The organism is Neoroseomonas marina (assembly GCF_012927745.1).
Classification (GTDB): Bacteria; Pseudomonadota; Alphaproteobacteria; order Acetobacterales; family Acetobacteraceae; genus Neoroseomonas; species Neoroseomonas marina.
Genome location: NZ_JABBKX010000002.1, coordinates 826746 through 852727, shown reverse-complemented (window position 1 = coordinate 852727; position 25982 = coordinate 826746). Strand labels below are relative to the sequence as shown.

Below are 25982 nucleotides of genomic sequence, written 5' to 3'. Positions count from 1 at the left end.
TCCTCCCGATCGTTGGTCCGTCAGCGGCCGCGCCAGGCGCCGACCGCGGGTCGCTCCAGGCCGAGGTTCTCGCGCAGCGTCGTGCCGGCGTAGTCCTTGTGATAGAGGCCGCGCTTCTGCAGCTCCGGCACGACCAGCCGGGCGAAATCCTCGAAGGCGCCGGGCATCTGCGTCGCCACCAGCACGAAGCCGTCGCAGGCGCGCGCGGTGAACCATTCCTCCATCTGGTCGGCGACGTCGCTCGGCGTGCCGCAGAAGATCGGGAACTCCCGGATCGTGCCGCGGCCCGAATAGTGGACGAAGTCGCGCACCGTCGGATTGGGCTTGCCGCTCAGCGCGATGACGCGGTCCTTGAAGCCGGTCCAGGAGACCTTCTTCAGCTCCTCCTCGGTGAACTCGCTGTCGAGATCCTTCGAAGCGAAGTCGAAGTTCGTCACCTCCGACAGCAGCACCAGCGCATCGATCGGCTTGGACAACGACAGCACGAAGTCGCGCTTCGCCTCCGCCGCCGCGCGCGTCTCGGCGACGCAGACGTAGCAGGCGGGATTGACGCTCACCTTGTCCGGATCGCGCCCGGCCTCCCGTACCGCCTGCTTGAGGTCCGCATACTGCTTCTGGCCCATCTCCTTGGTCGGATAGACGACGAAGATGAGTTCTCCCCAGCGGCCGGCGAAGCGGCGCCCGCGGCCGCTCTGGCCCGCCTGGATCAGGACCGGGTGGCCCTGCGGGGACCGCGGCACCGGCAACGGCCCCTTGGAGCGGAACCATTTGCCCCGATGGTCCAGCGCGTGGACGCGCGACCCATCGGCAAAGCGGCCGCTCGCCTTGTCGCCGATGATCGCGTCGTCCTCCCAGCTGTCCCAGTGGCCCATGACCACCTCGACGAACTCGTCGGCCCGGTCGTAGCGGAGGTCGTGCTCAAGGTGCTCGGCCCTGCCGAAATTGGCGGCCTCGGAATCGTTCAGCGAGGTCACGATGTTCCAGGCCACGCGCCCGCGCGTCATCAGGTCGAGCGTCGCGAAGAGCCGCGCGACGTGGAAGGGCTCGTAGTAGGTCGTCGAATAGGTCGCGCCGAGGCCGAGCTTGGTTGTCGCGCAGGCCATGCTCGACAGGATGGCGGAGGGATCCATCTTCACGACGCGGATGCCGTTCTCGACCGCCTCGCGGTGGTTGCGGCCGTAGATGTCGGGCATGGCGAGCCGATCGTCGAAGAAGGCGAGGTGGAACTTGCCGTCCTCGAGCACCCGGGCGATGCGCTGGAAGTAGTCAGGCGACAGGAAGTCCATGGGATTGGCGGGATGGCGCCAGGATCCCGGCGCAATCGAGCAGTTCTGCGCCTGCAGGAAGCCAACCATGGTCATCTGGCGCTCGGGCGCTGCGCTCATTGCTCGTTTCCTCCGTGGTGGGGTGACAGTAGGGACCAGCCTTAGAATGGTCGAGTCATTTCACGCAAACGTCTGCATGAATCGAAGAAGCGTTCTTTCAGTACCTTCTGCTTCGCTGATAGTAGAGTTTTGCGTCGAGCAGCGGCATCGTTTGCGTCCCGGCCAGCGAGCCGCCATGCTGTCGCGATGACCGATGCGCCGGGCAAGCCGAGGACCACGATCGTCACCCTGTCGCGCAGCGCGGGCGTCTCGACCTCGACCGTCTCCCGCGCCCTGAAGGGCGACCCGAGCATCTCGCCGGCGATGCGCGCGCGCATCGTCGCGCTGGCGGCCGAGGCGGGCTACATGCCAAACATCATGGCGCGCACCCTCTCGTCGGGGCGCAGCGGACTGATCGGGCTCGTCCTCGGCCCGGCGACGAACCCCTTCTACGCCATGCTGCTCGAGGAGCTGGTCCGCCAGGCAGCGGCGAAGCAGCAGCGCTTCATGATCATTCACGCCGGCGCCGGCCCGATCGAGGACAGTACGGCCGAGGCGCTGCTGCACTATCGCGTGGACGGCTGCCTCATCACCTCGGCCGATCTCTCGTCCCGCGCCGCGGATGTCTGCGCCCGCAACGGCGTGCCGGTGGTGATGATCAATCGCATCCCGCGCGAGCATGCCAGTGCCGTCTCCTGCGACAATGCCGAGGGGGGCGCGTCCCTGGCGCGGTTCCTGCGCGCGGGCGGGCATCGGCGCGCCGGCATCCTGCACAGCGGCGCCGGCAGCTCGAACGGCATCGAGCGCGAGCGCGGCTTCACCGAGGCCTTCGACAAAGACGGGGCACGCACCGTCTTCCGCTACGACGCCAGATCCGTCTACGAGGGCGGATACGCGGCCGGCGAGGCCATCGTCGCGATGCCCGCGAACAAGCGGCCGGACTGCCTCTTCGCGGTGTCGGACATCATCGGCATGGGTGCGATGGATGCCATCCGCGCGAAGGGCCTGCGCGTGCCGGAGGACATCTCTGTCGTCGGCTTCGACTGCATCCCGGATGGCGCGCGTCCGCATTATGCGATCACCACCTTCCGCCAGCCCGTGGCCGCGATGGTGCGGCGCGGCCTCGACCTGCTCGCGGCACGCATCGGCGAGCCGAAGCTGCCGGACGAATCCGTCCTGCTGCGCGGCGAGATCGTGATCCGCACCTCCGCCCGCCAGGCGGCGGGCGGTGGCGAGGTCGCCGACTGAACCCATCGTCAGGTCCGCGGCAGGCGCCCGGCGGCGGCGGCCGCCGCCCAGCGCCGGTCGTCCTCGGCGACGATCGAGGCCATCTCCGTGGGGCTGGCGGGCCAGGGTTCCACGGCGAGCGTGCGCAGGCGCTCGGCAACCGCGGGTGTACGGGACGCCTCGATGATCGCACCGTTCATCTGGTTGGTGATCGCCTCCGGCAGGCGCGCCGGGCCGAACAGGCCGAACCAGCCGTCGAAGTTCGCGGCACCGTAGCCGAGTTCCTGCAGTGACGGCGTATCCGGCAGGAAGGCCGACCGGCGCGACGAGCTGACGGCCAGCGGCCGCACCTTGCCGCCGGGCAGCAGCGTCATCACCGTCGCGGTGCTCATCCAGGCGAGGGGCATGTGGCCGCCGGTGAGGTTGCCCACCGCCTGTCCCGATCCCTGGTAGCGCACCTCGGTCATGTCGACGCCGGCGGCGCCGGTGAACTGGGCGGCGGTGTAGGCGGAAGCGATATCGGCCGTGCCGTAGGCCACCTCGCCCGGTCGTTGGCGCGCATACTCAACCAGGGACGGAACGTCCCGGAACGGTGAATCGACATAGGCGAGCAGCACGAAGCAGTAGCTTGCTAGCAACGCCACCGGGGTGAAATCGGCGATCGGATCGAAGGGTGGGTTGGTGATGTGCCGCAGCATGGTGTGCGTGATGTTCGGCGCCACGAAGGCCGTGCCGTCCGCCGGGCTGCGGGAAACCGCTTCGGCACCGATGATGCCGTTACCGCCAGGACGGTTCTCCACGACGAAGGCGCTGCCGAAGCGGCGCGTCAACGCCTCGGCATAGGCGCGGTTCGTGACATCGGTGCCGCCGCCCGGCGCGTAGGGCACGACGATGCGCACCGGCCGGGATGGCCACGCAGGCTGGGCCCGCGCGATGGCAGGCATGGCGAGGCCGGCCGCGACCAGGGCGCGGCGACCGAGACCGATCTTGGTCATGTTCGTTTCCTCCGTTGCGATGCTCAGGCGCCGGCCAGCGCGGCCTCCCGCGCGATCGCGATGATCCGTTCCATGCGGGGCACCAGGTCCATGGCGATGAACTCGCCGTCGACGTAGGCGACGTTCTCGCCGCGCGCAGCCGCCTCGCGAAACGCCGCGACATAGCGTTCGGCGTGCGCGACCGTGCGGGCATCCGGCGTGAAGACCGCATTCACCGGCGCGATCTGGTCGGGGTGGAACACCACCTTGCCCGAGAAGCCGAGCTCCCGCGCGATCTCGGCATCGGCGCGCGTGCCCTCAACATCGCGCAGGCCGAGCAGATAGGGCGCATCCAGCGCCTGGATGCCCGCGGCGCCGGCCGCCGCCGCGATGACGGCGCGTGGCATGGCAAGCGTCGCGGGCGTCAGGCTACCGCCGGTCTGTAGCGTGTAGTCGCCGGGTCCGAAGAACAGCGCGAGGGTGCGGCGCGATGCTTCCGCGATGTCGAGCGCCCGCAGCACGCCGCGCGGCGTTTCCAGCATCACGATCGTCCCGAGACCCGGATGATCGGCGAGACGCGCGTCGAGGGCATGCAGCTCCGCCGCGCTCTCGACCTTCGGCACCATGATGGCGTCGATGCGGTCCAGCGGCAGGGCAGCGAGGTCGGCCTCGAAATCGGGCGACCCGATCGCGTTGACGCGGACGACGCGTTCGCGGCGGCCGAAATCCAGCGTTCGCAGCGCTTCCGCGATCACGGCGCGGGCTTCCGCCTTGCGCGCCGGCGGCACGCCGTCCTCGAGGTCGAAGGCCAGGCTGTCGGCCGCCAGCGTCACGGCCTTGGCGAGCCGTTCCGCTCGGTGCCCGGGCGTCAGCATCAGGGAGCGGCGAAGACGAAGAGTCATGGCTCGGCCTTCACGCACAGCGCGGCGATCTCGGCGGCCGGCTCGATGCCCAGCCGGCGATAGCCGCTACGGATGATGACGGTACGGAAGGTGGCGTCGGCGAGATCCGGATCGCCGCCGCGCAGCACCTCCAGCATGCGGAGGTGATTGTGCAGGACATCGCCCGCATCCCGCTCATAGGCGGGATGGTGGTGGAGAAACAGGCGGATGAGGTTGCTGATCGACACCCAGGACCGCAGCAGGAATTCGTTGCCGGCCGCCTCGCAGACCATCTCGTGGAAGCGCCAGTCGTGGTCGCGCCATTCGCGGGTCCGCCCGGCGGCCGCGGCCTCCTCGATCAGCCGGTGCTGTTCGGTCAGGGAGGCCGCCATCTCCGGCGCTATACGCGCCGCGACGAGCCGCGCGGCGAGCCCTTCCAGCATTGCGCGCATGACGATCATCTGCAGCGCGCGATCGAGGTTCACCTCGGCGACGAACATGCCGCGATTGGCGCGCCGCTCGACGAGGCGGTCGGCCTCGAGGCCCTTCAGCGCCTCCCGCAGCGGACCGCGGCTGACACCAAGCTTCTTCGCGAGCGTCGCCTCGACGATACGCTCGCCAGGCGCCAGCACGCCGGCGCGCATGGCGTCGAGGAAGCGTTCCGTCACGAAGTCCGGCAGGGATGTCCGTGCCGGCAGCGCCCAGATCGCGGCGTCGCTTGCCTGATCGGACACGTCAGAGGACCTCGAGCGCCTTCAGCCGCGCGATCTCGGCGTCGTCGAGGCCGAGGCGCTCCTTGTAGACGTGATCCTCGTGCGCCCCCTTGGAGGGGCCGAGCCACTTCACGCGGCCCGGCGTCTCGGACAGCCGGGGCACCACGTTCGGCACGGCGAGCTCGCCGACGCGCTCGTCCTTCACCCAGGCGATGTTCTCGCGCGCCTTGTACTGCGGATCCTCGAAGATCTCGTCGATGCCGTAGACCGGGCCGCAGGGAACCTGGAACTTCTCGCACAGGGCCAGCACCTCGTCGCGCGTGTACTGCGACGTCCAGTTGCCGACATATTCATCCACCTGCGCGCGGTCCGCGTCGCGCTGGCGGATCGTGCCCCACTTCCCGTCATCGGCCCATTCCGGCACACCCATCGCCTCGGCGAGGCGCGAGAAGATCTTGTCCGAGGTGCAGGCGATCGCGATCCAGCGATCGTCCTTGGTCGGGTAGTGGCTGTGCGGCACGACGTTCACGGTGCCCGGCCCCATCCGCTGCCGCACATAGCCGGTGGTCTGGAACTTCGGCGCGAGCTCGTCGAGGATGCGGAAGATCGGCTCGTAGAGCCCGATATCGATGAACTGCCCGCGCCCCGTCAGGTCGCGCGCCTTCATCGCGAGCAGCGCGCCGAGCGCGCCATAGAGGCCGGCGAGATAGTCCGGGATGGTCGCGGACCCGGGCGTCACCGGCGGGCGGTCCGGATAGCCGGCGAGGAAGGACAGGCCGCCGAAGGCGTTGCCGATGCGCCCGAAGCCCGGCCGGCCGCGATACGGGCCGGTTTGCCCGTAGCCGGAGATGCGCACCATGATCAGGCGCGGATTGACCTCCTTCAGCACATCCCAGCCGAGGCCCCACTTCTCCAGCGTGCCGGGCTGAAAGTTCTCCACCAGGATGTCGGCATCCGCGATCAGCTTCTTGAACAGCGCCGCGCCCTCGGGCTTGCGTAGGTCGAGCGAGGCGATCTTCTTGTTGCGGCATTCCGACAGCCACGGGAGCGTCTCGCCGCATTCGGTCACGGTGCCGAATTTGCGCAGCGGATCGCCCACCCCAGGCAGCTCCAGCTTGATCACGTCGGCGCCGAATTCCGCCAGTTGCGTGGAGCAGAAGGGGCCCGCGAGGAAGCTCGAGACGTCGATGACCTTGCAGCCCTGCAAGGCTTCGACCTGGTCGGCGAGGGGCAGACTCATGCAGCGGACTCCGCATTCTGGATGGCATTGGCGCGCGCCAGGAGGCGCTGCGCGGCATAGGCGATGGGGTAGTCGATGAAGGCGCCGTCGAGGGTGATGGAGGCGAGACCTTTGGCTTCCGCCGCCTCGAAGGCGGAGACGATGCGGCGAGCGCGTTCCACGGCTTCAGGCGAAGGCGAGAAGGCAGCGTTCGCGGGCGCAAGTTGCGAGGGATGGATGCAGAGCTTGCCGGCGAAGCCCAGCGCGCGCGCACGTTCCACCGAGGCGGCATAGCCCTCGGCGTCGTCGAGCCGCGCCCACACTGTGTCGATCGGCGGTTCCAGGCCCTGCGCGCGGGACGTCAGCACGCAATGGCTGCGATGCGGCAGCAATTCCCACTCCTCGCGCGACCAGTCGAGATTGGTGTCGAGCGTGAAGTCACCCGCCCCGAAGGCGACGCGCCGCGTGCGCCGCGCGATGCGGGCGATGGATTCCAGCGCCTGCATGCCGGCGGCGGTTTCGATCAGCGGGATCAGGTCGATGCCGCCGGCGGGCAGGCGCGCGTCCCGTTCCAGCGCAGCGATCAGCCATTCCGCGGTCCCGAGGTCCTGCGCGCTTTCGACCTTGGGCAGCATGATCCCGTCGATGCCCGACGCGACCACCGCGACGAGATCCGCATAGCCCCAGACCGTCGAGAGGGCATTCACCCGCACGATCAGCCGCCCTCGCCGAGGAAGGGCGCGGGCCGCCAGCGCCGCCTGGCGCGCGGCCGGCTTCTCGGATGCCGCGACGGCATCCTCGAGGTCGAGGATCACCGCGTCGGTCGGAAGGCCGAGGGCCTTCTCCACCCGGCGCGGGTGGTTCGCCGGCGTGAACAGCAAGCTCCGCAGGAGGTCGGTCAAAGCCGGCGAGCCTCTGATGACTGTCTTCAGTCAATTGTCGACAATCCTACCAACAGGTCAAGAGGGTTCTGCCGGCTTGGCCTTCCAGCGTGTGGATCGCCGGCAGATCAGACGATGGCCCGGTCCCAGCCGCCGTAATGCTCGTCGCTGCGTCGGCCTCGGGGCAGGCTAAGCCCCACCAGTGCCAGGCCCATGACCACGCCCGCGGCGGTCGCCTCGGGCGCCCCGCCGTCCAGCAGGAACGGCGCCGCGGCGACCCAGGCGCCGAGCGCCGCGTTCGCGAAACGCAGCGGCCGCGCCACCTCCGCCATCGCGACCACAGCCACCGCGATGACGAGGCAGCCGACGATGTGGTCGCTGAAGTAGAGCGGCGCTTTCGTGCCGAAGACCACGGGCGTCGCCGTCAGCAGGGCCCCGAGCGCCACGCTCGCGACCAGGGTCCATGGGAAGGTCATGCCACCGCCGAAGAACTCCCGCGCGATGTCCCAGACCGACCGATCGAGATCCGGTTGCGGTACCTGGTCCTCGGACAAGGCGGGGCCGCCCTTCCAGAAGGTCTGCCAGAAGGGTTCTCCCGCGCGCCGCGCCCGCCACAGGTATTGAATCGAGGCCAACACCTCGTCGATCGAATAGGGAATGAGGACGACGGTCACCGCCGCCTGGACGATGCAGAGCGTGCAGAGCGCGCCGATGAGCGGCGGTTGGATGATGATGAAGGCGACGCTGACCGCACCGAGCGGAATGATCAGCAGGCCAAAGAGGAACACCATCCAGGGCATGGTTCGCCAACGGCGCCGATCGCCGATCGCGCCCGCCAGGATGTCGAGACCATAGGCGACGGCGCCCAGCCCCGCATCCGCAACCGGGAAGCCCTGGGACACCCAGGACGTCACGACCGCTTCCGTTCCATTGCGGCCCGTCCCCTCAGCCCCCCCGAAGAACGGGTCCCAGACGCCCTCGATGTGGCCGAGCTGGTAGGCTGCCAGGTAGCGCGAGATGAAGAAGCCGACGAACGCCATACCGACGATGGGAATGCGCTGCGAGAAGGAAGATGGCGAATAGCTCCATCCCAGAGGGCGGTCATCGTCGCTGGCGAGCGCGCGCGGATGGATGCCAGGCGGCGGCGGTACGATCACCGCGAAGGTCACGATCAGCATCCCGACGATCGTATCGGTTGCATAGGCGGCCGCGCTTGTCGTCCAGAACACCAGGGGCGCGAGCATCACCCACAGGCCGACCGCGGCCGTCATCCACTGCATCCAGTGACGCCGTGCCCCCATGCCGAGAAGCGCGACCAGGATGACCATGGCCCCCGATGCCATCTCGCTCACGCCAAGCCATGCGTTCCGGACGCGGGGGGCATCCAGCTCGTGACCCAAGGCTGGCGGCGGCGACGCAGCGACCGGATCGAGAAGACCGATCGTCAGCGGCGACAGCATCAGCCAGGCGCCCAGGATCGCGTTGACCATCGAGGCCCACGATGTCTGCCTGCGGTCCCGCGCAATCGTCGCCTCGGCATCCCGCAGGGCCTCCTCGGGCAGACGTCGCAGCCGGCGTTCCGCCTGGCGCAGTTCCGGTTCGGACGCCGCTACCGCGGCCGGTTCCAGGCGGTTCTTCTCGTACCAGTCGGTCGGATCCTGCTTCAGGCGCCGGATCATCTCCGGCAACGTCCGGGTCAGCGCGTGCCGGGGCTCCCACCCGAGGACGGCGCGAGCGCGCGAGGTGTCGATCTCGTAGTGGTCGTCGGAGCCCTCGATCATCCAAGGCTTGATGTCGGTCTCCTGGTCCAGGATCTCCGCCTGCACCCAGGCGCCTGCCTTCGTCAGTCCCTTCGGGAGACTCAGCGTGCGCCATTCCTCCCCATGGATCAGCCGTCCGAGGCGCTTCTGCAGTTCTTCGTAGGACGGCGTATCCTCCTCGCCGATGAGCAGCACGGTGTGCTCGTCGAGATCGGCCCGCCGGTCGACGGCGCGGACCACGGCGTCGACCAGGTCGTCCTTGTGGAGGTAGGGCTGGCCGGCCTTCAGGTTGCCGGTGAACAGATAGGCTGTCGGCAGCCGTTCGAAGATGCGCGCGATCTGCTGTGCGATGAAGGTTGCCCGGCAATCCTCGTCATAGACGCCGGCCAGCCGCAGGATCACGGTCCGGACTCCGTCCCGTTCGCGGCCGATCAATGCCTCCGTCTCGGCCTTCGATCTGGGATAGGCCCAGGCCGGATCGATGGGCGACTGCTCGGTGATGCGGATGCCGATGTCCGGACTTGGCGCATGCACCAGTAGCGTGCTCGCGAAGATGAACTGCTCCGTGCCCAGCCGCTTCAACGCATGCAGAAGGCGCCGCGTGCCCTGCACGGTGACCGAATCGTAGCGAGGATCCTCCTCGCCGGTGGTGTCGTAATACGCAGCCAGATGAATGACGGATGCGAAGCGGCCGCCGGCCTTGTCGGCTGCCTGCGCCAGGGCCGCATTCACGCTCGATCGCGAGGCCAGATCCACCTCGATGGTCTCGAGGTCGCCGCCCGCGCCCTCTTGCTTCCGCACGTCGAGGCCGATGATGCGGTAGCGATCCCGAAGTGCCTCGGCGATGGCCCGCCCGAGGAAGCCTCCGCTTCCGGTGATGAGAATGGTGGGGCGATCCATGCCTCCGATCCTCAGCGGTCCGCCACGGATCGACGGGTCGCTGTGGCGGGCCGTTCATGGCGTCGCACCGACCACCCATTGCGGAGGCGATGGGCCTCCGACATGGCCGCGCATTGAAGGGCCAGCGCGGCCGCCCGGTCCGTCCGCCGGGGCCGCCCCGGCCGGCAGGCGCCGGGTGCGCCGGACATGCTGGTCGTCAGCAGCGCGAGCGCGAAGAGCGATCCCAGGAACAGATAGAGCAGCCCGATGACCGCGGGTCCCCCCACCACCGGAAGGACATGGCCAAGGCCGTCGGGGTCCGACAGGCACAGCAGGACCAAGACACCCGCGGCAATCGCGTATCCGGCCAGACCGGTCGCGATAAGGGCGTTCCTCTCCGTCCGGTGCCGCCGACAATCCTCCCGCGCGGACGTCGTCACCATGATGACCCACCTCTCGACTGACGTGTGCTCGTCGAGGGCAACCGATGCGATCCGACAGGGTTCACCGTTCGGGCAGCAGGTCGCCGGCATCCGGAAACCCGCACGCGATGAATCGGTTCCTGACATGAGGCAGCATCGGAGGAGCCCTCATGCCCGCCCGTTCGAAGAAGCAGCAGAAGGCCGCCGGCGCAGCGCTGGCGGCCAAGCGAGGCGAGATGCCGCGGTCGCGATTGCGCGGCGCCTCACGAGACATGGCCCAGTCGATGACGGAGCAGGAACTGCGCGACCTGGCCCACACCAAGCGGAAAAGCCTGCCGACGCGGAGCAGGACGTCATGACCGAACCAGCCTCATCCGGCGGACGGCCGCCGACGGACGCCGAACGCAGCACAACGACGCGCCTTCGTCAGGGCGTCACGCTGGGACACATGCGTTGGGTGCTGGCGATCTCGCTCGCACTCGCGGTCGTCCCGCTCGTCGTGCTGGGAATGCGGTTCGGCGGTTCGTGATCCGAAGCAGCGGCCCCGAAGCGAGAACTCCGGGGCCGCCGCGCTCCAGTGGCCGCCTACAGGCCGCTTGGCGCGGCGCGCAGCGCCACCGGGCGGTGTCGTTCGAGGATGCTCGTCGCCGCCTCGATGCGTGACTCGGCCACGCCCCGAACGATCACGAGGCTTCCGCCCTCCCGAAGCCCGGCGACATAGCGCGTCGCCTCGTCCTCAGGAATGCCGCTGCCGGTCAGGGCATCGATCAGGCCACCCGCGGCGGCGCCGGCGGCGGCGCCCACACCGGCGCCGGTGAGCATGGTTGCGAGCCAGCCCGCCGCGACGAGCGGGCCTGCGCCGGGAATGGCGATCATGCCGAGGCCCGCGAGCGTGCCCGCCCCGGCCCCCACCGCGGTGCCGACGACGGCGCCGGCCGCCGAGCTGCTCGCTTCGGTGTCCTCATCCGCGTCCCGTCCACCGATGTAGGAGATGTCCGCATCGGCGAACCCGCTGGCCCGAAGATCCGCGACGGCCGCGCGCGCCGTCACGGGGTCGGGGTACAGTCTCCGCAACGTGGTCATTGCTGTGCCCCCCGCAACGTCAGGCTTCCCTGGTAATCCATCGTCACCTGCACGGTGCGGCCCTCGGGCGTCAGCGCACCGGCGCGCCAAACGCCGTCATCGCCGAGCTGCAGGTTGTGGATCGACCGCAAGCCAGCCTCCTCCATGCGCCGCCGCGCCTGGTCCTCGGTGAAGCTGTTCGCGCCGGTCCGCTCACCCTGGGCGGTGGTTGGCCCGGGCACGGGATCGGTCGGCGTTCGCTGGGCCCAGGCGGCCGGCGCCATGCCGATCGCCACCGCGAGCCCCACTGCGAGTGCTCGAATCATGCCGTATGCTCCTTTCATTGCATGCGGGGAGGTCAGGCCGCACGTGCGGCCGAGACGTTGACCCCCTTCGCGGCGAGCTGGTTCAACAGCTTGTCCGCCGCCTTCTCCTCCTGGAGCGTTTCCTCGAGCAGCTTGGCCGCGTCGCGCATGTCGAGCGCCTTGGCCCAGGCCACCAACGTGCCGTACCGCGCGATCTCGTAGTGCTCCGCGGCCTGTCCGCAGGCGATCACGCCCGCGTCGCGCACCGGGCTCGGCTCGGGGAACTCTTCCATCAGTTCCTCGAATTCGCTCGTGATACCGTCGATCGCTTCGCAGGTGGTGCCCTGCGCGCGACGGTTCAGCGCTTCGAAGACCTGCTGCAGACGCTCGATCTGTCCTTGCGTCTCATCGCGATGCGTCAGAAGCGCCTCACGCAGCTCCGGCGCGGCCGAGGCCCGCGCCATCTTGGGCAGTGCCTTCAGCAGATGGCGTTCCGCGTAGTAGACGTCCTTCAGCGTGGTGTGAAAGAGCTGCTCGAGTGACCCCGCCATCGTCGCATTCCTCTCTTCTCGCGCCGCCGATCCATTCGGCCGCATGCCGGAGAGAACCGCGCGACCGCTGCGAAGTTCAGGCTGTGGGATCAGCGCCCGCCGCCGATGACGGCCAGGCCGAGTTGCGGATCGAAGCGGCACCGAAGATGCTTCGGGCTTTCGGTCACGAGCACCTCGAGCGTGGGTCGCACGCGTCCCCACTGAAAATGGCCGCCCCGCACCGACGCGTCCTCGAAGCCCAGGACCGCGTGCAGATGGCACGCCGCCTGGCCATGCTCGTCCAGGACGATGTCGCCGATCATGCTGACGACCTCTGCCTGGCGCTGGAATCGGTGACACCGGTACTGCCGCGTCCGAGGATCCCAGAAGGCGAGCTCAGCCTCGGCGAAGGCGCCGATCGCCGTGACCTGGGCTCCACCGATGTCGTACCGGCGGGCGAAGGTCGTCAGGCACTCCATCGCTTCATCGTCATTGTCGAGGACGACCGCGATGTGGCGCAGCCCGCCTTCCGCATGCAGTTCCGTCACGCGCATCGGCCTCTCCCCCTCATCCGTTCACGACATTCCCGCCATTGGGGTGCAGCACCTGGCCGGTGAAGTAGCTGCTGTCCCGCGGGCTCGCGAGGAAGATGAAGGCCGGCGCGACCTCGTCGGGTTCGCCGGCACGACGCATCGGCGCGCTCGCCCCGTGCTTTGCCGTGGCCTCCTCGTCGAAGCTCGCCGGAATGAGCGGCGTCCAGATCGGCCCGGGCGCGACCGCATTCACGCGGATGCCCCGCTCCAGCAACGCGGCCGACAGGCTCCGGGTGAAGGCGACGATGCCTCCCTTCGTCGCTGCATAGTCGATCAGCTGCTTGTGACCCCGATAGGCGACGATTGAAGCCGTGTTGATGATCGACCCACCTTGGCCCATGAACGGCAGGGCGGCCCGCGTCGCCCAGAAGACCCCGAGCAGGTTGGTGCGGAACGTCCGCTCGACCTGCTCCGGATCGATCTCCGCGAAGTCCTGGGTGACGTGCTGCTCCGCTGCGTTGTTCACCAGGATGTCGATCCGTCCGCCAAGGACCTTCGCCGCCTCGGCGATGGCCTGGGCGCAGGCCGTCCGATCACCGACATCGACCCGGACCAGATGGCATCGCTGGCCCGCATCCTGCACCAGACGCTGAGTCTCCTCGGCGTCCTCATCCTCGTTCAGGTACAGGATCGCGACATCCGCGCCTTCCTTGGCGAAACCGACGGCCACGGCCCGGCCGATGCCGGAATCACCGCCAGTGATCACCGCGCAACGGTCGGCCAGGCGGGCAGCGCCGACATAGCCCTCCATCGCGGACCGCGGTTCCGGCATCATGTCGGCCTGGTGGCCGGGCTGGCGCGCCTGGCGCTGCGGCGGCCGAAGCTGCTGTTCCTGCTGGCTCATGGGACGGTCTCCGTGTCGGAGGAGTGAACCGATCGGCCGGACCGAGGTTCTCTTCAACTGGGAGTGTGGACAGCCAGCCGCGGGGTTCCGCGCGGCAGGCACCGCGAGAAGGAGAGATCGGCCATGGGAATCTGCGCCAAGTGCGGCAATGACTATGACAAGAGCTTCGACGTCGTGATGGGCGGCCAGCGGCTCACCTTCGACAGTTTCGAATGCGCCATCGCGATGACCGCGCCGCGGTGCACCCACTGCGAATGCCGCATCATCGGACATGGCGTGGAGGCCGAAGGCCGCATGTTCTGCTGTGCCCACTGCGCCGGGCATGGCGGCGCCCACGGGCTTCGCGATCGGGTATAGCCGCAACCGGCAACGATGCCGCTGCGTTGACATGCCATGGCACAGCGTCCGAGCTGGGAAGGTCATCTTCGACTGTCCCTCGTCTCCTGCCCGGTGGCGCTCTACAGCGCGACCTCGCGGGCGGGTGAGGTCAGCTTTCGGCTGATCAATCCCGAGACCGGCAACCGCATCCGCCAGATGACGGTGGATGCGGAGACCGGCGAGGAAGTCCAGCGGCGCGATCTCGTGAAGGGATACGAGATCGAGCGCGATCGCTTCATCCTTCTGACCGAGGAGGAGATCCGGGACGTTCGCCTGGAGAGCACGAAGACCATCGACATCGAGCGCTTCGTGAAGGCCGAAGATATCGACCGGATCTGGTGGGAAGACCCCTACTACCTCGCACCTTCCGAGAAAGCCGGGATCGAGGCGTTCGTGGTGATCCGTGAAGCCCTGCGCCGGAGCAGCCGCATCGCCATCGGCCGGGTCACGATCCATACCCGGGAGCGCATGGTGGCCCTCGAACCCCGCGACGCCGGCATCCTGGTCACCACATTGCGCAGCCACGATGACATCCGCCCCAGTGCGGAGGTCTTCGACGACATCCCGGCGCGCCGAGCGGACCCGAAGATGGTCGAGATCGCGGAGCAGATCATCGGTCAGCAGGCCGGCGACTTCGATCCGAGCGGCTTCGTCGATCGCTACGAGGATGCGCTGCGGGAGCTCATCCGCAGCAAGCAGGATGGCGGGGACGACGGAACGGCCGCGCCCCCACCCTCGCGTGAGAACGTCATCGACCTGATGGAGGCGTTGAGACAGAGCCTTTCCGGTTCGAAGAAGGGTCGTGCGGCAGCCGCCGCGAAGGCGGCCCCTGCCTCCAAGGGGGGCGCGAAGCCGAAGCCGGCGCGCGCGCGTCCTGCACGCCGCCGCTCTGCGTAGGATGGCGAAGGCGCTTGCCCCGTACCGCGCCAAGCGGAACTTTGGCCGCACGCCAGAGCCGGCAGCCGGCAAAGGGCGTAGCGGAAGGACCCTGTCCTTCGTTGTGCAGAAGCACGCCGCCAGGCGACTGCACTACGACCTGCGCCTGGAATGGCGGGGCGTGCTGAAGAGTTGGGCCGTCACCAAGGAGCCCCTTCAGGATCCCACCATCAAGCGGCTCGCCGTCGAGGTGGAGGATCACCCCCTCGCCTACGGCAGCTTCGCGGGGACGATCCCTGCCGGGGAGTACGGAGCCGGCACGGTCGAGATCTGGGATCGCGGTCGCTGGTCGCCGCGTGATCCGACACAGGTGGATGCCGATCTGGCGGCAGGCCATCTGAAATTCACCCTGGACGGGACGCGCATGCGCGGCGGCTTTGCGTTGATCCGCATGAAGCCGAAGTCCAACGAGCGAAACCCCGGGCGAAACTGGCTGCTGATCAAGGAACGCGACGACACCGCGCCGGTGGAGATAAAGCAGGGCGGATGGCTGCCGTTTCAGCATTGCCTGCCTGCGGCAGCGCCCCCCACCGGCGCGTCCTGGATCCACGAACTCAAGCTCGATGGCTACCGCCTGCAATGCGCCGTCGCCAAGGGCCGCGTGACGCTGCGCACACGCAGCGGCCTCGACTGGACCGCTCGCTTTCCGTCCATCGCCAAGGCGGCGGCAGCGTTGCCCGACAGCATTCTCGACGGCGAAGCCGTCGCCCTCAACGATCAAGGATTGCCCGACTTCGCGGCACTTCAGGCGGCCCTGTCGGGAGAGCGGGACGCCCACCTCGTCTTCTTCGCGTTCGACCTCCTGCGGGATGGCCCCGTGGACACACGCAACCTCCCGCAGCGCGAGAGGAAGGATCGCCTCGCCAAGCTGATCGCGCGGTCCCGCTCCGATAGGCTCCGCTACCTGGAGGACTTCACGGCCCCTGGTGACGCCGTCCTGCGCAGCGCATGCCGGCTTTCGATGGAAGGTGTCGTTTCCAAGCGCGTCGACCGTCCCTACACCGCCGGACGCAGCGGCCATTGGATCAAGACCAAATGCCGCGGAACGGAGGAGGTGGTGATCGGCGGGTGGAGCATGACCCAGCGAGGGACCGGTATCGGTGCCCTGCTGGTCGGGGCCCGTCGGGACGGGCGGCTCGCCTACCTCGGTCGCGTCGGGACGGGGTTCGGGGCGGATCGGTCCCGTCGCCTGCTCGAAGCCCTGGGGAAACTTCGCCGCAAGACGACGCCCTTCGACGGTCGCCAGCCGGCCCGCACCAGCGACGTCAACTGGGCCGAGCCCCAGCTCGTGGCGCAGGTCGCCTTTGCGGGATGGACCGAGGAGGGCCTTCTGCGCCAGGCGAGCTTCGTCGCTCTCCGGGAGGACAAGCCGGCCGAGGAGGTGGAAATGGCGACCATGTCACCGGTTGAACCGCGGACGACGCCCGCGCCGGCACCACGGTCCGAACGCCTGACCAACCCAGGTCGCGTATTGTGGCCGGCGACGGACGTGGAGCCCGATATCACGAAGGCGATGCTCGCCGAGTACTACGCGCGGATGGCGCCACGCCTCCTGCAGCAGCTTCGGGGAAGACCGCTTTCCATCCTGCGGACGCCGGATGGCATCGAGGGCGAACGCTTCTTCCAGCGTCACGCGATGCGCGGATCGTCGCCCCTGCTGAAGCAGGTCAGGATACCGGGCCAGGTGAAGCCTTTCCTGATGGTCGAGGACGAAGGCGGGCTCCTGGCCCTCGCGCAGATCTCCGCCACCGAATTGCACCCCTGGGGCGCATCGGCCGACAACCCGGAGCGACCCGATCGCCTGGTGTTCGACCTCGATCCCGGCCCCGGTGTGCCCTTCGCGGCCGTCCGGAACGCGGCGAAGCGCCTCCGCGCGCTTCTGGCCGAACACAGGCTGACCGGCTTCGCACGGTTGTCCGGTGGAAAGGGCATCCATGTCGTCGTACCGATCGCCGCGCCGCGGCGAGGTCGTCAGCCCGATTGGCCGCGCGCGAAATCGGTCGCGCTCGCCATCTCGCGCCTGCTCGAGGCGGAGGACCCGGCGAACTTCACCACGCGACTTGCGAAGTCGGCGCGTGGCGGCCGGATCTTCCTCGACTATCTGCGTAATGACCGCCTCGCGACCGCGATCGCAAGCTGGTCGCCCCGCGCCCGTCCGGGTGCCCCGGTCGCCATGCCGGTCAGCTGGGCGGCCCTCGCGCGCAGCGAACGCCCTGACGATCATCGTCTCGCCCCGTTGCTGCGGGGCAGAATGCCCCGGGATCCGTGGGATGGTATCTCCGACGCTGCTGCTCCGCTGCCGATGCTCGAGCCACCGCCAGCACCGCGGCGCCGGTGAACGCGCCTGCCGTTGCGTGGTTCCTTCCGAGTGCCCAGCACACAGCGAAGGAGGAGAACACCGTGCCGAACCAGAATCAGAATCAGAAGCCTTCCGACCGCAACGCATCGGATCCCCGCGGCACGCAGCCCGACCAGAAGCGCCAGCACGGCGATCAGGACCAGCGGCCGCAGAACCCGGGCCAGCAGCAGCAGGGCCATGATCAGCCCGGCCGCAAGGAACGCGGAGGCGATCGGCCGGACGAAGCGAAGTAGAGCGCCGAACGCGACAACGGGGCGGGCCGACGGGCCCGCCCTACTCCGCTGCTACCGACGGCGCGCCCCCATCGTGACGTCCTTCATCGCAGCGACGGCGTCCTTGGCGCCGATCACGAGGGGGCGACGCCAGCTTCGCGGCGGCGGGCTTCCGAACCCCTCGAACCCCTTCCAGCCACTTCTCTCCGCGACCAGCGCGGCGTGGCCCGCAGCCTGCACCAGGCACAGGCCCGCCGCGACATCCCAGACATTCGGGCTCGAGAAGGTCGCGACCTCGAGGAGTCCTGCCGCGACGAAGGCGCATTCGATGGCGGCGGAACCTGTCTTGCGGAAATCCCAGCCCTTCTCGCCCACGACATTGAGGTAGGGCGCACCGGCGAGCTTCCGCCGCACCGCGGGATTGCTGCGCACCGCGAGCGCCTCTCCCTCGAACCGAAGCGGGCTTCCGGCATGCGCATGGTAGATGCCGGCGCGCAGGGCATGGGTTGCCGAGCACCAGATGGCGCCAGCCACCGGCACGCCACGATGCAGGACACCGATCGACCCCGCAAAAAGGGGAAACCCGTTCACGAAGTTCGTGGTCCCGTCGATCGGATCGATGGCCCAGACAGTTTCGGCCGTTCGCGCCGGTACATCCATCTCTTCGCCGAGGATGTCGTGCGCCGGAAAACGGTCCGCCAGACGCTGTCGGATCAGTGCTTCGACGTTCTGATCGACCTCCGACACCGGATCCCGGTATCGCGGCGGGCCGTCATCGCCCTGGAATGTCTTGTAGCGTACCGTGAGCGTCCGTCCCAAGGCATTCACGATCTCCGCACCCGCGACGCGGGCCATCTCGATCGCCATCTGCTCCCATTCGACGAGGATCGACGCCTCGGGCCAGTTCTGCTCGCTCATGGCAGGACCTTGGGGACGAGGACATCGATCGGCCGGCGTCGCAGCCGCAGGCGGATACTGCCGGTGACGTCGCAGAGGCGATCATCCACACGAAGGGAGTGACCTTCGAGGTCGATCTCGATCCGCCGCGCCGCGACCGCTTGCAATGGCGAGTGCTCCGGATCCGGGTTCTGCAGCCATTCGTGCATCACAGCGCGGTGCTCCTCCCGCAGCCAGCAGGCGACCATGTGGCGCGGCGGTCGGGGGGCACGCAGGGCCAGCGGCAGGTTCGGGCCGATCATGGCGATGTTGGTGGCCTCGAAGGCCAGGATGGGTTCGTCGAGCGGCTTGCCGTCGATACGGATGCGGGCCCGGAGCGGCCGGCCTTCGGCAAGGGCATCGACCAGGCGGGCGCGCCCGGCCTGCCGTTTCGCCTCGCTGTCGTCGTTCTGCCCCTTCGCGCTCACCAGGCTCACCAGCACGCCGGTGCCGACCGCCTCGACGAACTGGAGAACACGCTCCTCGGTCGTCAGCTTGCCGATATGCAAGGCGACGCAGTTGCCGTCGCCAACGCTCCGGAAGGCTGTCACGGGTTCCGCGTGAACGCCCAAGGATCGCGCGACATTGTTCGCGCCGCCCGTCGGCACGATCAGCATCGTGACCGCCTTTCGATCCAGGCGAGCCACGGCCTTGGCAACCGTTCCGTCCCCACCGACCACGGCAACAATCCCACGGGCGGCCCGCAGCTTGGCCCCCGCCGCGGGGTCCCGCGCATCGATGTAGGCTGGCTCGAGCTTCAGTTCGCGGCAGAGTGCCAGGACACGCTCACGCGGCCACGCACCGTTGCCGGCCTCGGCGTTGTGAAGGACCGTGATTTCCATGGTCAGCAAACGCGGCCGGAGGCCAAGGGTTTGCCGGTCTCCACAGTCATATTGTCGCTCCGTCAGCCGCACGCCTGGGGGAACAGTACCGGCACGCCGGTCAGCAGCATGGCGGCAAGCGCGGCAACCCAGGAGCCCGCGACAACCTTCCGCGATACGCCGCCCGGCCATTGCGACGGGCCCCGCCAGAGGATCCACAGCATCAACAGCGCCGCCAGAACCGCGGCCGCCCAGATACCGACCATCAGCGACCAGAACATGGTGATGCGCCGGCCTTCGTCCGCCTCGCCACCAGGGGCGCATGCCATCCCATGCAGCGCGTACATCGCCGCGAGGACGAACGCCCACACCAACCAGGCGCCGGCAATCGCGAGAACCGTCCTCACCGGCAACTCTGCGCCAGAAACAGGATCACGAGGATCAGCAGGGTCGTCGCGGTCGCGTAATGCGTCCACTGCCCGATGATCGCGAGTTCGTGGCTCCGACGGGGTGAAACATACCCTGTGCCGATCCGCGCAGTGCCATACGCCAGCATCAGTGCCGCGAGGGCGAGGTGCATGGCGACGTAGGCCAGCAGCGCAGCCGCGACGGCCGCATAGGCATGGTCGGTGACAATCGGCAGCGTGCCTCCGAACGCAATCGCCGCCACCGCGACCAGTGCGACGCCCATGCCCGCCGCGGCGGCGGCGCCCAGCCGAATCGCGTTTCCAAGACTGCCCCGCTGCACCATCCGCCGCGCGACGGCCAGGCTGGCCGATCCCGCCGTCGACGCCAGGATCGCAATCGCCGTCTCGGTCCCGATGGGACCGAGACAGGCCGGTGGTGGCCAGCCGGGCGCAACAACCCACAGAAAGGCGAAGCCGAAGATCAACGAGGCCAGGAACGTGCCATTCGCCGACAGCGTGAAGATGCTGGCCCACCACCCCGGCGTGTCCTGCGTCTCGAAATGCGGCGGCACGCTGCTGCCGAGGCCGGCCGGCAGCTCGCCGTGCTCCGAGGTACTTCCGGTTGTCCATGCCCAGCGCCATGAGATCGCCACGACCAGCACAAGTGACAGCGGCGTCAGCCCGTACAATCCTGCCAGCATGAAAAGGAAGAAGCTCCCTGTCGCGCCCGCCAACAGGATCGGCAGGGCACTGCTCCCCGGCAGGACGACGATCTGCAGGATGCGGCCGGTCGTGGTGTCCACGCCCAGCGTCTCGCGCCACCCATATCGCGTAGCGGCGAGGTATCCGCCGCCGCGCGCGAGGCGTACCGCCATCCGCGGCTCGTCCATGAGCGGATCGCGCGAGCTCACCGCCGGAAGACTCGCGAAGTTGTAGCTGCGGGGCGGGACGGCGGTCGCCCATTCGAGCGTGGTGCCGCCCCAAGGCGATTGTCCGCTGCGTCGATTCACCACTCGCTGCAGGACACAGTCGGCAAGGAAGAGCGCAAAGCCGAAGGCCATCACGAAGGCCCCGACCGACGACAGCAGATTGATCGCCGTCCAGCCTGCCGCTGCGTCATACGTGTCGATGCGCCGTCGCATGCCCATCAGGCCCACGAGATGCATCAGCAGGAAGGTCGCGTGGAATCCCAGGAAGATGAGCCAGAACGCCGCTTCGCCAAGGCGCGGTATCCGCGCGCGTCCTGTCACGTGCGGAAGCCAGTGGACGATTCCCGCCAGTATCGGGAAGACGAAGCCGCCGATCAGGACATAGTGCAGGTGCGCCGTGACGAAGGCCGTGTCATGCGCCTGCCAGTTGAAGGGGACGATCGCCAGCATCACCCCCGTCAGCCCGCCCATGACGAAGACCGAGAACATGCCGAGGAGATAGAGCATCGGCAGCTTCAGCTCCGGCCGACCCTGCCACAGCGTCGCGATCCAGGCGAAGAGCTGCACCGCCGTCGGAACCGCGACCAGCGTCGACGCCACCGAGAAGAAGGCCAGCGCCATGTGCGGGATGCCCACGGTGAACATGTGGTGCACCCACAGGCCGAAGGACAGGATCGCCAACGCGAAGATCGACGCGACGATCCACCCGTAGCCGACGATCCGCGTGCGGGCCATGACGGGAAGGATGGTCGAGACCACGCCCGCCGCCGGCAGGAAGATGATGTAGACTTCGGGATGGCCGAACAGCCAGAACAGATGCTGCCAGAGAAGCGAGTCTCCCCCGCGGGTGGGATCGAAGAATGGCCACCCAAAGGCGCGTTCCACCTCGAGAAGGACGGATCCGAGGATCAGCGGCGGAAAGCCGAACACCATCATCAGCGACGTCGCCAGCATGTACCAGGCGAACAGCGGCATGCGCACCAGCGACATCCCCGGCGCCCGGAGCTTCAGTACGGTGACGGCGATCTCCACTGCCGCGCAGATCGCCGATATCTCGACGAAGGTGGCGCCGAGGAGCCAGATGTCCGCGTTGATCCCGGGCGTATAGGTCCGCGAGGACAGCGGCGTGTACATGAACCAGCCGCCGTCAGGCGCCTTGCCCACCAGCATGGACCCCAGCAGCATCGCGCCGCCGAAGACGTAGCACCACCACCCATAGGCGCCGATCCGAGGGAATGCCATGTCGCGCGACCCGAGCATCTTGGGCAACAGGTAGAGCGCCAGCCCTTCGAACATCGGGATGGCGAACATGAACATCATCAGGGTGCCGTGCATGGTGAAGATCTGGCCGTAGATCTCCGGCCCTACGAAGGCGCTGCGCGGGCTCGCGAGCTGCGCGCGGATCAACATCGCCAGCAGGCCCGCGACGGAGAAGTAGACGACGGCAGCGATCATGAAGCGCTTGCCGATATCGGTATGGTTCACATTCGTCAGCACGCCTCGCCAGCCCGGCTCCGGCGACCAGATGCGGTCGAGGTCCCGCTGGAGTCGCGGGTCCAGCAGCGGTTCAGTCATGGCCGAGCGCCTCGAGCGACGCGCCGTCCATGAAGGCCCGCCAGTCGGCCGGCGAGAGGGCTATGGCGGTGAAGCTGTGATCCCGGTGCCCCGTCCCGCAGAACTCCGCGCAGAGTCCGACGAAGCGACCTGGCCGATCGGCCTGGAGCCGCAGTCGATTCACATGGCCCGGGATGGCATCGACCTTGCCGCCCAGCCGGGGAATCCAGAATCCATGAATGACGTCGGTGGCCGTGACCTCCACGGTGACCGGATGTCCGACCGGCATCACCAACACGGCGCCCGTTGGCGCACGCGCCTCGTAGCTGAAGTGCCAATGCCATTGCTGGGCTGTCGCCCGTATCGTCGTGGCCGGCCCGCCGATGGGTCGCTGTCCCCCCCCGACCAGGAAGCCGTAGATGAGCAGCGCGATCAGGGCGACGGAGACGATGCCGATCGCACCGTAGCCCAGCCAGAGCGATTCCGGGATTCTTCGCGGTACGACGCTCCGCCGGAAGCCGAGCGCCAGCAGCGACAGCACAACGATCGTGATGAACGTTGCACCGATCAGCATCACCGACCACATCATCGCGATGGACGTCGCGGACGGCCCAGCCGGGTCCAGTGTCGAGACATCCCCGCCGCATCCCGCCAGGACCAGGAGAACGGCCATGCCTTTCCGCCATCCGGATGGCGCAGCATGAAGTCCGGGGCCGCCGAGCGCAGCTCCGCGAGGACCGCGCCATCGGCGGTCTGCGTACCCCGCCTTCAGGACCCTGTTGCGCTCGTGCCGCGCTACAGCCTGACGGAATCGCGGGTGGCCATCGCAGGGCATCCGATCCATGCCATGCTGGTCGCGTTTCCCGTGGCACTCGGTTGCGGCACCTTCGGCGCCGATCTTCTCTTCCTGTGGACGGGGGACCTCTTCTGGCCGCGAGCCGCCGTATGGGCCGCCGGCGGAGCCTTCGTCTTCGGCATCCTTGCCGGCATCGCCGGTACGATGGAACTGCTCCTCGTGCCGGGCATCCGTATGCGGGCGGCGAGCTGGACGCACTTCATCATCGCGATGACATTGCTGTCGGCACTCGGGCTGAACTGGGGGTTTCGGCTGCACATCGGCACGGCGGCCGCGGTGCTGCCGTTCGGCATACTGATGTCGGGACTCGTCGTCGCCATGACGGCCTTCACGGGTTGGCATGGCGGCAAGCTCGTCTTCGAGTATCAACTCGGATCATCGACCCACAGTCGCGCGCCATAGGGACTCCGCAGCCAGTCGGGCATGACCTCCTCTGGTATCTCCGGCTTCCACAGAACGAGCACGAGAATGCCGATCATGACCGCGACATTGCCCAGGGCGGCGCGCACGCCGAACGCTCCTTCGTAGCAGCCCCGCCGTTCGGCGATCTGGGACACCTGGTGGCCTGCCCAGGCATGGCACACCACGAGGAGCGACACCGCCAGGAGCTTCGCACCGAACCACGGTTCGAACACGCCGAGCAGGAACAGCAGCAGGAGACCGGCCCCCACGGCGATCACCGCCGCCGGTGTGACGATCTGCGTGTAGGCGACATGGGTCAGGAGCCGCACGCGGTTGAAGCGCTGCTGGTTCGGCGTCGCCGTATGGAGGGACAATGCCAAGGGCAGCAGCACGAGGCCCGCGCACCAGACCATCAGTGCCGCGACATGCACCATCTTGAACGTGACGACGAGCCAGGTCACGCGGCCTCCTTCCCCGACAGATCCCGGAAGCGGCTGCGCGCGAGGATCGCTCCGGCTACCGCGAAGGGCAGCATGCCCGGCACCCACATCAGCAACCCACCGAGCTGCTGATCCTCGATCGGCGTGAGGCCGAAGCTCGCAGTGGTCGACGCGTGCGGCCAGTAGATCGGCGCCGGCGCCAGCGTCAGCAGCGCCCCCAGAAGGCCCATCGCGCCCGACGCGGCGACCAGCCCCATCAGGGCGCGAAGCGCATGCCCCTGTGGTGCCATGACCGCTCGCCAGAACAGGATGGCCGTGACCAACAGCGACCCTTGCATCGCCCAGTATGTCGGGCTCGATCCGTAGGCCGCCGCGTAAGCGGCCGGCCAGTGCCAGCCCCACATGACCACGACGAAGGCGGCCCCCGCCACGGCGAGGAACCCGCCGTGCCGCGCGGGGAATGCGACGGCCAGCAGCGGCGCGGCGACCAGCACCAGCAGGAGGTGATGCGCAACCCTCGCGCTGAACAAGGCGACGCTGAGGGCGCAGAGGGGCGAGACGAACGCCAGGACCAGCACCGCCCATCCCAGGACGAAATCCCGTCGGTGAGCCCGCGCTGCGGCAACTCCCGCACCGAGGAACAGAACAAGCAACACCGCCTGCCCCGGATGGACGTTCCACTGAGTCCACCAGTCGGCTGCCGTGGGCGCCGGCCCGCACCACGCCGCGCCGTCAGATGCGGTCGGGCGCACCTCGCATCACCTGAACGCGGGCGGCCTCATCAACGAGCCCCCTGACCATCGATCCAGATGTTGCCGCGCGCATCGAGACTCGCATGAACGCTCCGGCCCTCCGGCGTGTCGACGCGCCCCCGCCAGACACCATCGTCGCCGAGCCGGAGCCTGCGGACGTTCCGCAGTCCGGCCTGCTCGAGCCGCGCCCGTGCCTGCGTCTCCGTCGCGAGGCCGCTCGGACTGACCGTCGGCGAGGTCTGCACACTTCCGGCCGGCACCATCTGGGGTGCGGGTTGTGGCTGCACGCAGGCCGCGAGAGCCAGGGCTGAAGCGAGGGCGGGTCCGCTTCCGACATTCCACATGGTGAGGATCCTTCCGCCGGTTTCTGGGGCGATCAGGGCCTCCGGCCATCGGCTGGCCTACGACCCTCCAAGCGGAACCGCTTCGGATGGAAGCTGTTCCCTCAAGACATCGTGCGGACTGCGCGCGGGCGCGTTTCGAGAGCTGCGCGAACGCCCGGAGCCCACGCCGGTTAAGGACGGGTCGATACCGGCGGAGGAGAAGCTGATGAGCGCGCGTTATCCGGATCGCCCGAGCCTCGACGGCCGGAGCTGGCGGGAATGGCTCACAGGCCGGCAACCCGGCAATGCCGCGCCGCAGGTGGGCGTGCCAGGGCCGTATAGGGGCCGCGGACCGCGCGGATACGTGCGCGCCGACGATCGCATTCTCGAGGATGTGAATGAGCGGCTCTACGCCGACCCGCGGCTGGATGCGTCCGGGGTGTCTGTGACGGTCACCGCGGGTGAAGTGACGATGGATGGCTCCGTTCCGACGGTTCGAGGCCGGCAGCGGGCGGAAGCGGTTGCCGGCGGCGTTTCCGGCGTATCCCGGGTACGGAACAACCTTCGCGTCGACAGCGGAAGGCCGGACGACCCGCACGGACGCGGTACGACGGTGACCCCAACGCCCGCCAACGTCCGGGCGGCCGGCAGGCCGCGCCGCGGATGGTGACGTCCGCGGGAGGCGACGATGCGTGACCGAATGCTGGAGGTCGTGTGCATCGGGCAGGATTCGTCCCTCTTTCAGATCTGCGACGGGGAGCTCTACGGGATCGTAGAGATCGACGAGCAGCGCAGGACCTCGCCCTGGCGGGACTTGGCACTGCTGTCGCACCCGGCAGTGGCGGCGTATCTCGGGGATTGGCTGTCCCGTCATGGCATCCTTGCCGGCAGTCCACACCCGCCGCGCCTGAGATGGCCCAGCGCCGAGGACCGCAGCTCCGCATCGCGCTGGATCTGAGCGCGGGGTGGTGACCGACAGCGTCCGTCCTCGCAATCGTCCCATTACGATTCTGCGCACGCCGC

At 68.4% G+C, this 25982-nt stretch carries 29 protein-coding genes; 10 read left to right on the top strand and 19 right to left on the bottom strand.

Annotation, left to right across the window (positions count from 1 at the left end):
• Window positions 1–20: 20 nt before the first annotated feature.
• Window positions 21–1385: an LLM class flavin-dependent oxidoreductase gene (locus GWK16_RS09375; protein ID WP_211187223.1), complete on the bottom strand. Its 1365-nt coding sequence runs from the start codon at window positions 1383–1385 to the stop codon at window positions 21–23.
• Window positions 1386–1571: 186 nt separating this feature from the next.
• On the opposite strand from GWK16_RS09375, the gene GWK16_RS09370 reads away from it, so the two are divergent.
• A complete protein-coding gene (locus GWK16_RS09370; protein ID WP_170053647.1) occupies window positions 1572–2612 on the top strand; it encodes a LacI family DNA-binding transcriptional regulator in 1041 nt (346 codons plus the stop codon).
• An 8-nt stretch (window positions 2613–2620) separates the two neighbouring features.
• Here the strand turns inward: GWK16_RS09370 and GWK16_RS09365 are convergent, their stop codons facing one another.
• From GWK16_RS09365 to GWK16_RS09340, 6 genes are all read right to left on the bottom strand, one after another.
• A complete protein-coding gene (locus GWK16_RS09365) occupies window positions 2621–3586 on the bottom strand; it encodes a Bug family tripartite tricarboxylate transporter substrate binding protein (RefSeq protein ID WP_170053646.1) in 966 nt (321 codons plus the stop codon).
• A 23-nt stretch (window positions 3587–3609) separates the two neighbouring features.
• Window positions 3610–4467: an HpcH/HpaI aldolase/citrate lyase family protein gene (locus GWK16_RS09360; protein WP_170053645.1), complete on the bottom strand. Its 858-nt coding sequence runs from the start codon at window positions 4465–4467 to the stop codon at window positions 3610–3612.
• The gene (locus tag GWK16_RS09355) at window positions 4464–5180 is read right to left on the bottom strand and encodes an FCD domain-containing protein (RefSeq protein ID WP_170053644.1); all 717 of its coding nucleotides are present in this window, start codon (window positions 5178–5180) and stop codon (window positions 4464–4466) included. Before GWK16_RS09355 ends, GWK16_RS09360 begins: the two co-directional genes overlap by 4 nt.
• 1 nt (window position 5181) lies before the next feature.
• A complete protein-coding gene (locus GWK16_RS09350; RefSeq protein ID WP_170053643.1) occupies window positions 5182–6399 on the bottom strand; it encodes a CaiB/BaiF CoA transferase family protein in 1218 nt (405 codons plus the stop codon).
• Entirely contained in the window at window positions 6396–7280 is an 885-nt protein-coding gene (locus tag GWK16_RS09345) for an HpcH/HpaI aldolase/citrate lyase family protein (protein WP_170053642.1), read from the bottom strand. Before GWK16_RS09345 ends, GWK16_RS09350 begins: the two co-directional genes overlap by 4 nt.
• A gap of 107 nt (window positions 7281–7387) precedes the next feature.
• Window positions 7388–9919, bottom strand: a complete 2532-nt coding sequence (locus GWK16_RS09340; RefSeq protein ID WP_170053641.1) for an NAD-dependent epimerase/dehydratase family protein — start codon at window positions 9917–9919, stop codon at window positions 7388–7390.
• Window positions 9920–10490: 571 nt separating this feature from the next.
• Here GWK16_RS09340 and GWK16_RS09335 point away from each other — a divergent pair.
• On the top strand, window positions 10491–10679 hold the full coding sequence (locus tag GWK16_RS09335; protein WP_170053640.1) for a DUF3008 family protein: 189 nt from the start codon (window positions 10491–10493) through the stop codon (window positions 10677–10679).
• On the top strand, window positions 10676–10849 hold the full coding sequence (locus tag GWK16_RS09330; RefSeq protein WP_170053639.1) for a hypothetical protein: 174 nt from the start codon (window positions 10676–10678) through the stop codon (window positions 10847–10849). Before GWK16_RS09335 ends, GWK16_RS09330 begins: the two co-directional genes overlap by 4 nt.
• A gap of 56 nt (window positions 10850–10905) precedes the next feature.
• Here GWK16_RS09330 and GWK16_RS09325 read toward each other — a convergent pair whose 3' ends face one another.
• From GWK16_RS09325 to GWK16_RS09305, 5 genes are all read right to left on the bottom strand, one after another.
• Window positions 10906–11394: a hypothetical protein gene (locus GWK16_RS09325; protein WP_170053638.1), complete on the bottom strand. Its 489-nt coding sequence runs from the start codon at window positions 11392–11394 to the stop codon at window positions 10906–10908.
• 5 nt (window positions 11395–11399) lie between these two features.
• A complete protein-coding gene (locus GWK16_RS09320; protein ID WP_211187221.1) occupies window positions 11400–11708 on the bottom strand; it encodes a PepSY domain-containing protein in 309 nt (102 codons plus the stop codon).
• A gap of 32 nt (window positions 11709–11740) precedes the next feature.
• Window positions 11741–12238, bottom strand: a complete 498-nt coding sequence (locus GWK16_RS09315; protein WP_170053636.1) for a YciE/YciF ferroxidase family protein — start codon at window positions 12236–12238, stop codon at window positions 11741–11743.
• An 89-nt stretch (window positions 12239–12327) separates the two neighbouring features.
• Entirely contained in the window at window positions 12328–12771 is a 444-nt protein-coding gene (locus tag GWK16_RS09310; RefSeq protein ID WP_170053635.1) for a PPC domain-containing DNA-binding protein, read from the bottom strand.
• 13 nt (window positions 12772–12784) lie between these two features.
• Window positions 12785–13654: an SDR family oxidoreductase gene (locus tag GWK16_RS09305; protein ID WP_170053634.1), complete on the bottom strand. Its 870-nt coding sequence runs from the start codon at window positions 13652–13654 to the stop codon at window positions 12785–12787.
• Window positions 13655–13777: 123 nt separating this feature from the next.
• Here GWK16_RS09305 and GWK16_RS09300 point away from each other — a divergent pair, with 123 nt between their 5' ends.
• From GWK16_RS09300 to GWK16_RS09285, 4 genes are read left to right on the top strand one after another with little or no spacing between them, the layout of a single operon-like run.
• Complete coding sequence (locus GWK16_RS09300; protein ID WP_170053633.1) at window positions 13778–14011, top strand: hypothetical protein; 234 nt, start codon at window positions 13778–13780, stop codon at window positions 14009–14011.
• A 36-nt stretch (window positions 14012–14047) separates the two neighbouring features.
• Window positions 14048–14929, top strand: a complete 882-nt coding sequence (gene ku / locus GWK16_RS09295; RefSeq protein ID WP_170053632.1) for a non-homologous end joining protein Ku — start codon at window positions 14048–14050, stop codon at window positions 14927–14929.
• Window position 14930: 1 nt separating this feature from the next.
• Entirely contained in the window at window positions 14931–17306 is a 2376-nt protein-coding gene (gene ligD, locus GWK16_RS09290; RefSeq protein ID WP_170053631.1) for a DNA ligase D, read from the top strand.
• Complete coding sequence (locus GWK16_RS09285) at window positions 17303–17560, top strand: hypothetical protein (RefSeq protein ID WP_170053630.1); 258 nt, start codon at window positions 17303–17305, stop codon at window positions 17558–17560. The genes ligD and GWK16_RS09285 overlap by 4 nt, the downstream gene beginning before the upstream one ends.
• 51 nt (window positions 17561–17611) lie before the next feature.
• Here GWK16_RS09285 and GWK16_RS09280 read toward each other — a convergent pair whose 3' ends face one another.
• The 5 genes from GWK16_RS09280 to GWK16_RS09260 form a co-directional block, all read right to left on the bottom strand.
• On the bottom strand, window positions 17612–18406 hold the full coding sequence (locus tag GWK16_RS09280) for an inositol monophosphatase family protein (protein ID WP_277613593.1): 795 nt from the start codon (window positions 18404–18406) through the stop codon (window positions 17612–17614).
• A gap of 47 nt (window positions 18407–18453) precedes the next feature.
• On the bottom strand, window positions 18454–19317 hold the full coding sequence (locus tag GWK16_RS09275; RefSeq protein ID WP_170053628.1) for a diacylglycerol/lipid kinase family protein: 864 nt from the start codon (window positions 19315–19317) through the stop codon (window positions 18454–18456).
• A 62-nt stretch (window positions 19318–19379) separates the two neighbouring features.
• The gene (locus GWK16_RS09270) at window positions 19380–19703 is read right to left on the bottom strand and encodes a hypothetical protein (RefSeq protein ID WP_170053627.1); all 324 of its coding nucleotides are present in this window, start codon (window positions 19701–19703) and stop codon (window positions 19380–19382) included.
• The gene (ctaD, locus tag GWK16_RS09265) at window positions 19700–22207 is read right to left on the bottom strand and encodes a cytochrome c oxidase subunit I (RefSeq protein WP_170053626.1); all 2508 of its coding nucleotides are present in this window, start codon (window positions 22205–22207) and stop codon (window positions 19700–19702) included. The genes GWK16_RS09270 and ctaD overlap by 4 nt, the downstream gene beginning before the upstream one ends.
• On the bottom strand, window positions 22200–22859 hold the full coding sequence (locus GWK16_RS09260) for a cytochrome c oxidase subunit II (protein ID WP_170053625.1): 660 nt from the start codon (window positions 22857–22859) through the stop codon (window positions 22200–22202). The genes ctaD and GWK16_RS09260 overlap by 8 nt, the downstream gene beginning before the upstream one ends.
• A 27-nt stretch (window positions 22860–22886) precedes the next feature.
• On the opposite strand from GWK16_RS09260, the gene GWK16_RS09255 reads away from it, so the two are divergent.
• Entirely contained in the window at window positions 22887–23444 is a 558-nt protein-coding gene (locus GWK16_RS09255; RefSeq protein ID WP_170053624.1) for a DUF2231 domain-containing protein, read from the top strand.
• Here GWK16_RS09255 and GWK16_RS09250 read toward each other — a convergent pair.
• Entirely contained in the window at window positions 23408–23905 is a 498-nt protein-coding gene (locus GWK16_RS09250; RefSeq protein WP_170053623.1) for a CopD family protein, read from the bottom strand. The two genes, GWK16_RS09255 and GWK16_RS09250, sit on opposite strands and share 37 nt — an antisense overlap.
• Complete coding sequence (locus GWK16_RS09245) at window positions 23902–24540, bottom strand: cytochrome c oxidase assembly protein (RefSeq protein ID WP_338144450.1); 639 nt, start codon at window positions 24538–24540, stop codon at window positions 23902–23904. Before GWK16_RS09245 ends, GWK16_RS09250 begins: the two co-directional genes overlap by 4 nt.
• Before the next feature lie 645 nt (window positions 24541–25185).
• On the opposite strand from GWK16_RS09245, the gene GWK16_RS09240 reads away from it, so the two are divergent.
• Together GWK16_RS09240 and GWK16_RS09235 are read left to right on the top strand one after the other, a co-directional pair.
• Window positions 25186–25629 carry a BON domain-containing protein gene (locus tag GWK16_RS09240; protein WP_248291225.1) on the top strand — a complete coding sequence of 148 codons (444 nt, stop codon included), beginning with the start codon at window positions 25186–25188 and terminating at the stop codon, window positions 25627–25629.
• Between the two features lie 30 nt (window positions 25630–25659).
• Window positions 25660–25917 carry a hypothetical protein gene (locus GWK16_RS09235; RefSeq protein WP_170053620.1) on the top strand — a complete coding sequence of 86 codons (258 nt, stop codon included), beginning with the start codon at window positions 25660–25662 and terminating at the stop codon, window positions 25915–25917.
• The last annotated feature ends 65 nt before the right edge of the window (window positions 25918–25982 follow it).

Bases quoted from the DNA above. Each gene is read 5' to 3' on its own strand.
- GWK16_RS09375 (WP_211187223.1), bottom strand. From the start codon at position 1,385: ATGAGCGCAGCGCCCGAGCGCCAGATGACCATGGTTGGCTTCCTGCAG.
- GWK16_RS09370 (WP_170053647.1), top strand. From the start codon at position 1,572: ATGACCGATGCGCCGGGCAAGCCGAGGACCACGATCGTCACCCTGTCG.
- GWK16_RS09365 (WP_170053646.1), bottom strand. From the start codon at position 3,586: ATGACCAAGATCGGTCTCGGTCGCCGCGCCCTGGTCGCGGCCGGCCTC.
- GWK16_RS09360 (WP_170053645.1), bottom strand. From the start codon at position 4,467: ATGACTCTTCGTCTTCGCCGCTCCCTGATGCTGACGCCCGGGCACCGA.
- GWK16_RS09350 (WP_170053643.1), bottom strand. From the start codon at position 6,399: ATGAGTCTGCCCCTCGCCGACCAGGTCGAAGCCTTGCAGGGCTGCAAG.
- GWK16_RS09340 (WP_170053641.1), bottom strand. From the start codon at position 9,919: ATGGATCGCCCCACCATTCTCATCACCGGAAGCGGAGGCTTCCTCGGG.
- GWK16_RS09335 (WP_170053640.1), top strand. From the start codon at position 10,491: ATGCCCGCCCGTTCGAAGAAGCAGCAGAAGGCCGCCGGCGCAGCGCTG.
- GWK16_RS09330 (WP_170053639.1), top strand. From the start codon at position 10,676: ATGACCGAACCAGCCTCATCCGGCGGACGGCCGCCGACGGACGCCGAA.
- GWK16_RS09320 (WP_211187221.1), bottom strand. From the start codon at position 11,708: ATGATTCGAGCACTCGCAGTGGGGCTCGCGGTGGCGATCGGCATGGCG.
- GWK16_RS09315 (WP_170053636.1), bottom strand. From the start codon at position 12,238: ATGGCGGGGTCACTCGAGCAGCTCTTTCACACCACGCTGAAGGACGTC.
- GWK16_RS09310 (WP_170053635.1), bottom strand. From the start codon at position 12,771: ATGCGCGTGACGGAACTGCATGCGGAAGGCGGGCTGCGCCACATCGCG.
- GWK16_RS09305 (WP_170053634.1), bottom strand. From the start codon at position 13,654: ATGAGCCAGCAGGAACAGCAGCTTCGGCCGCCGCAGCGCCAGGCGCGC.
- GWK16_RS09300 (WP_170053633.1), top strand. From the start codon at position 13,778: ATGGGAATCTGCGCCAAGTGCGGCAATGACTATGACAAGAGCTTCGAC.
- ku (WP_170053632.1), top strand. From the start codon at position 14,048: ATGGCACAGCGTCCGAGCTGGGAAGGTCATCTTCGACTGTCCCTCGTC.
- ligD (WP_170053631.1), top strand. From the start codon at position 14,931: ATGGCGAAGGCGCTTGCCCCGTACCGCGCCAAGCGGAACTTTGGCCGC.
- GWK16_RS09280 (WP_277613593.1), bottom strand. From the start codon at position 18,406: ATGGCGATCGAGATGGCCCGCGTCGCGGGTGCGGAGATCGTGAATGCC.
- GWK16_RS09275 (WP_170053628.1), bottom strand. From the start codon at position 19,317: ATGGAAATCACGGTCCTTCACAACGCCGAGGCCGGCAACGGTGCGTGG.
- ctaD (WP_170053626.1), bottom strand. From the start codon at position 22,207: ATGACTGAACCGCTGCTGGACCCGCGACTCCAGCGGGACCTCGACCGC.
- GWK16_RS09260 (WP_170053625.1), bottom strand. From the start codon at position 22,859: ATGGCCGTTCTCCTGGTCCTGGCGGGATGCGGCGGGGATGTCTCGACA.
- GWK16_RS09255 (WP_170053624.1), top strand. From the start codon at position 22,887: ATGAAGTCCGGGGCCGCCGAGCGCAGCTCCGCGAGGACCGCGCCATCG.
- GWK16_RS09240 (WP_248291225.1), top strand. From the start codon at position 25,186: ATGAGCGCGCGTTATCCGGATCGCCCGAGCCTCGACGGCCGGAGCTGG.
- GWK16_RS09235 (WP_170053620.1), top strand. From the start codon at position 25,660: ATGCTGGAGGTCGTGTGCATCGGGCAGGATTCGTCCCTCTTTCAGATC.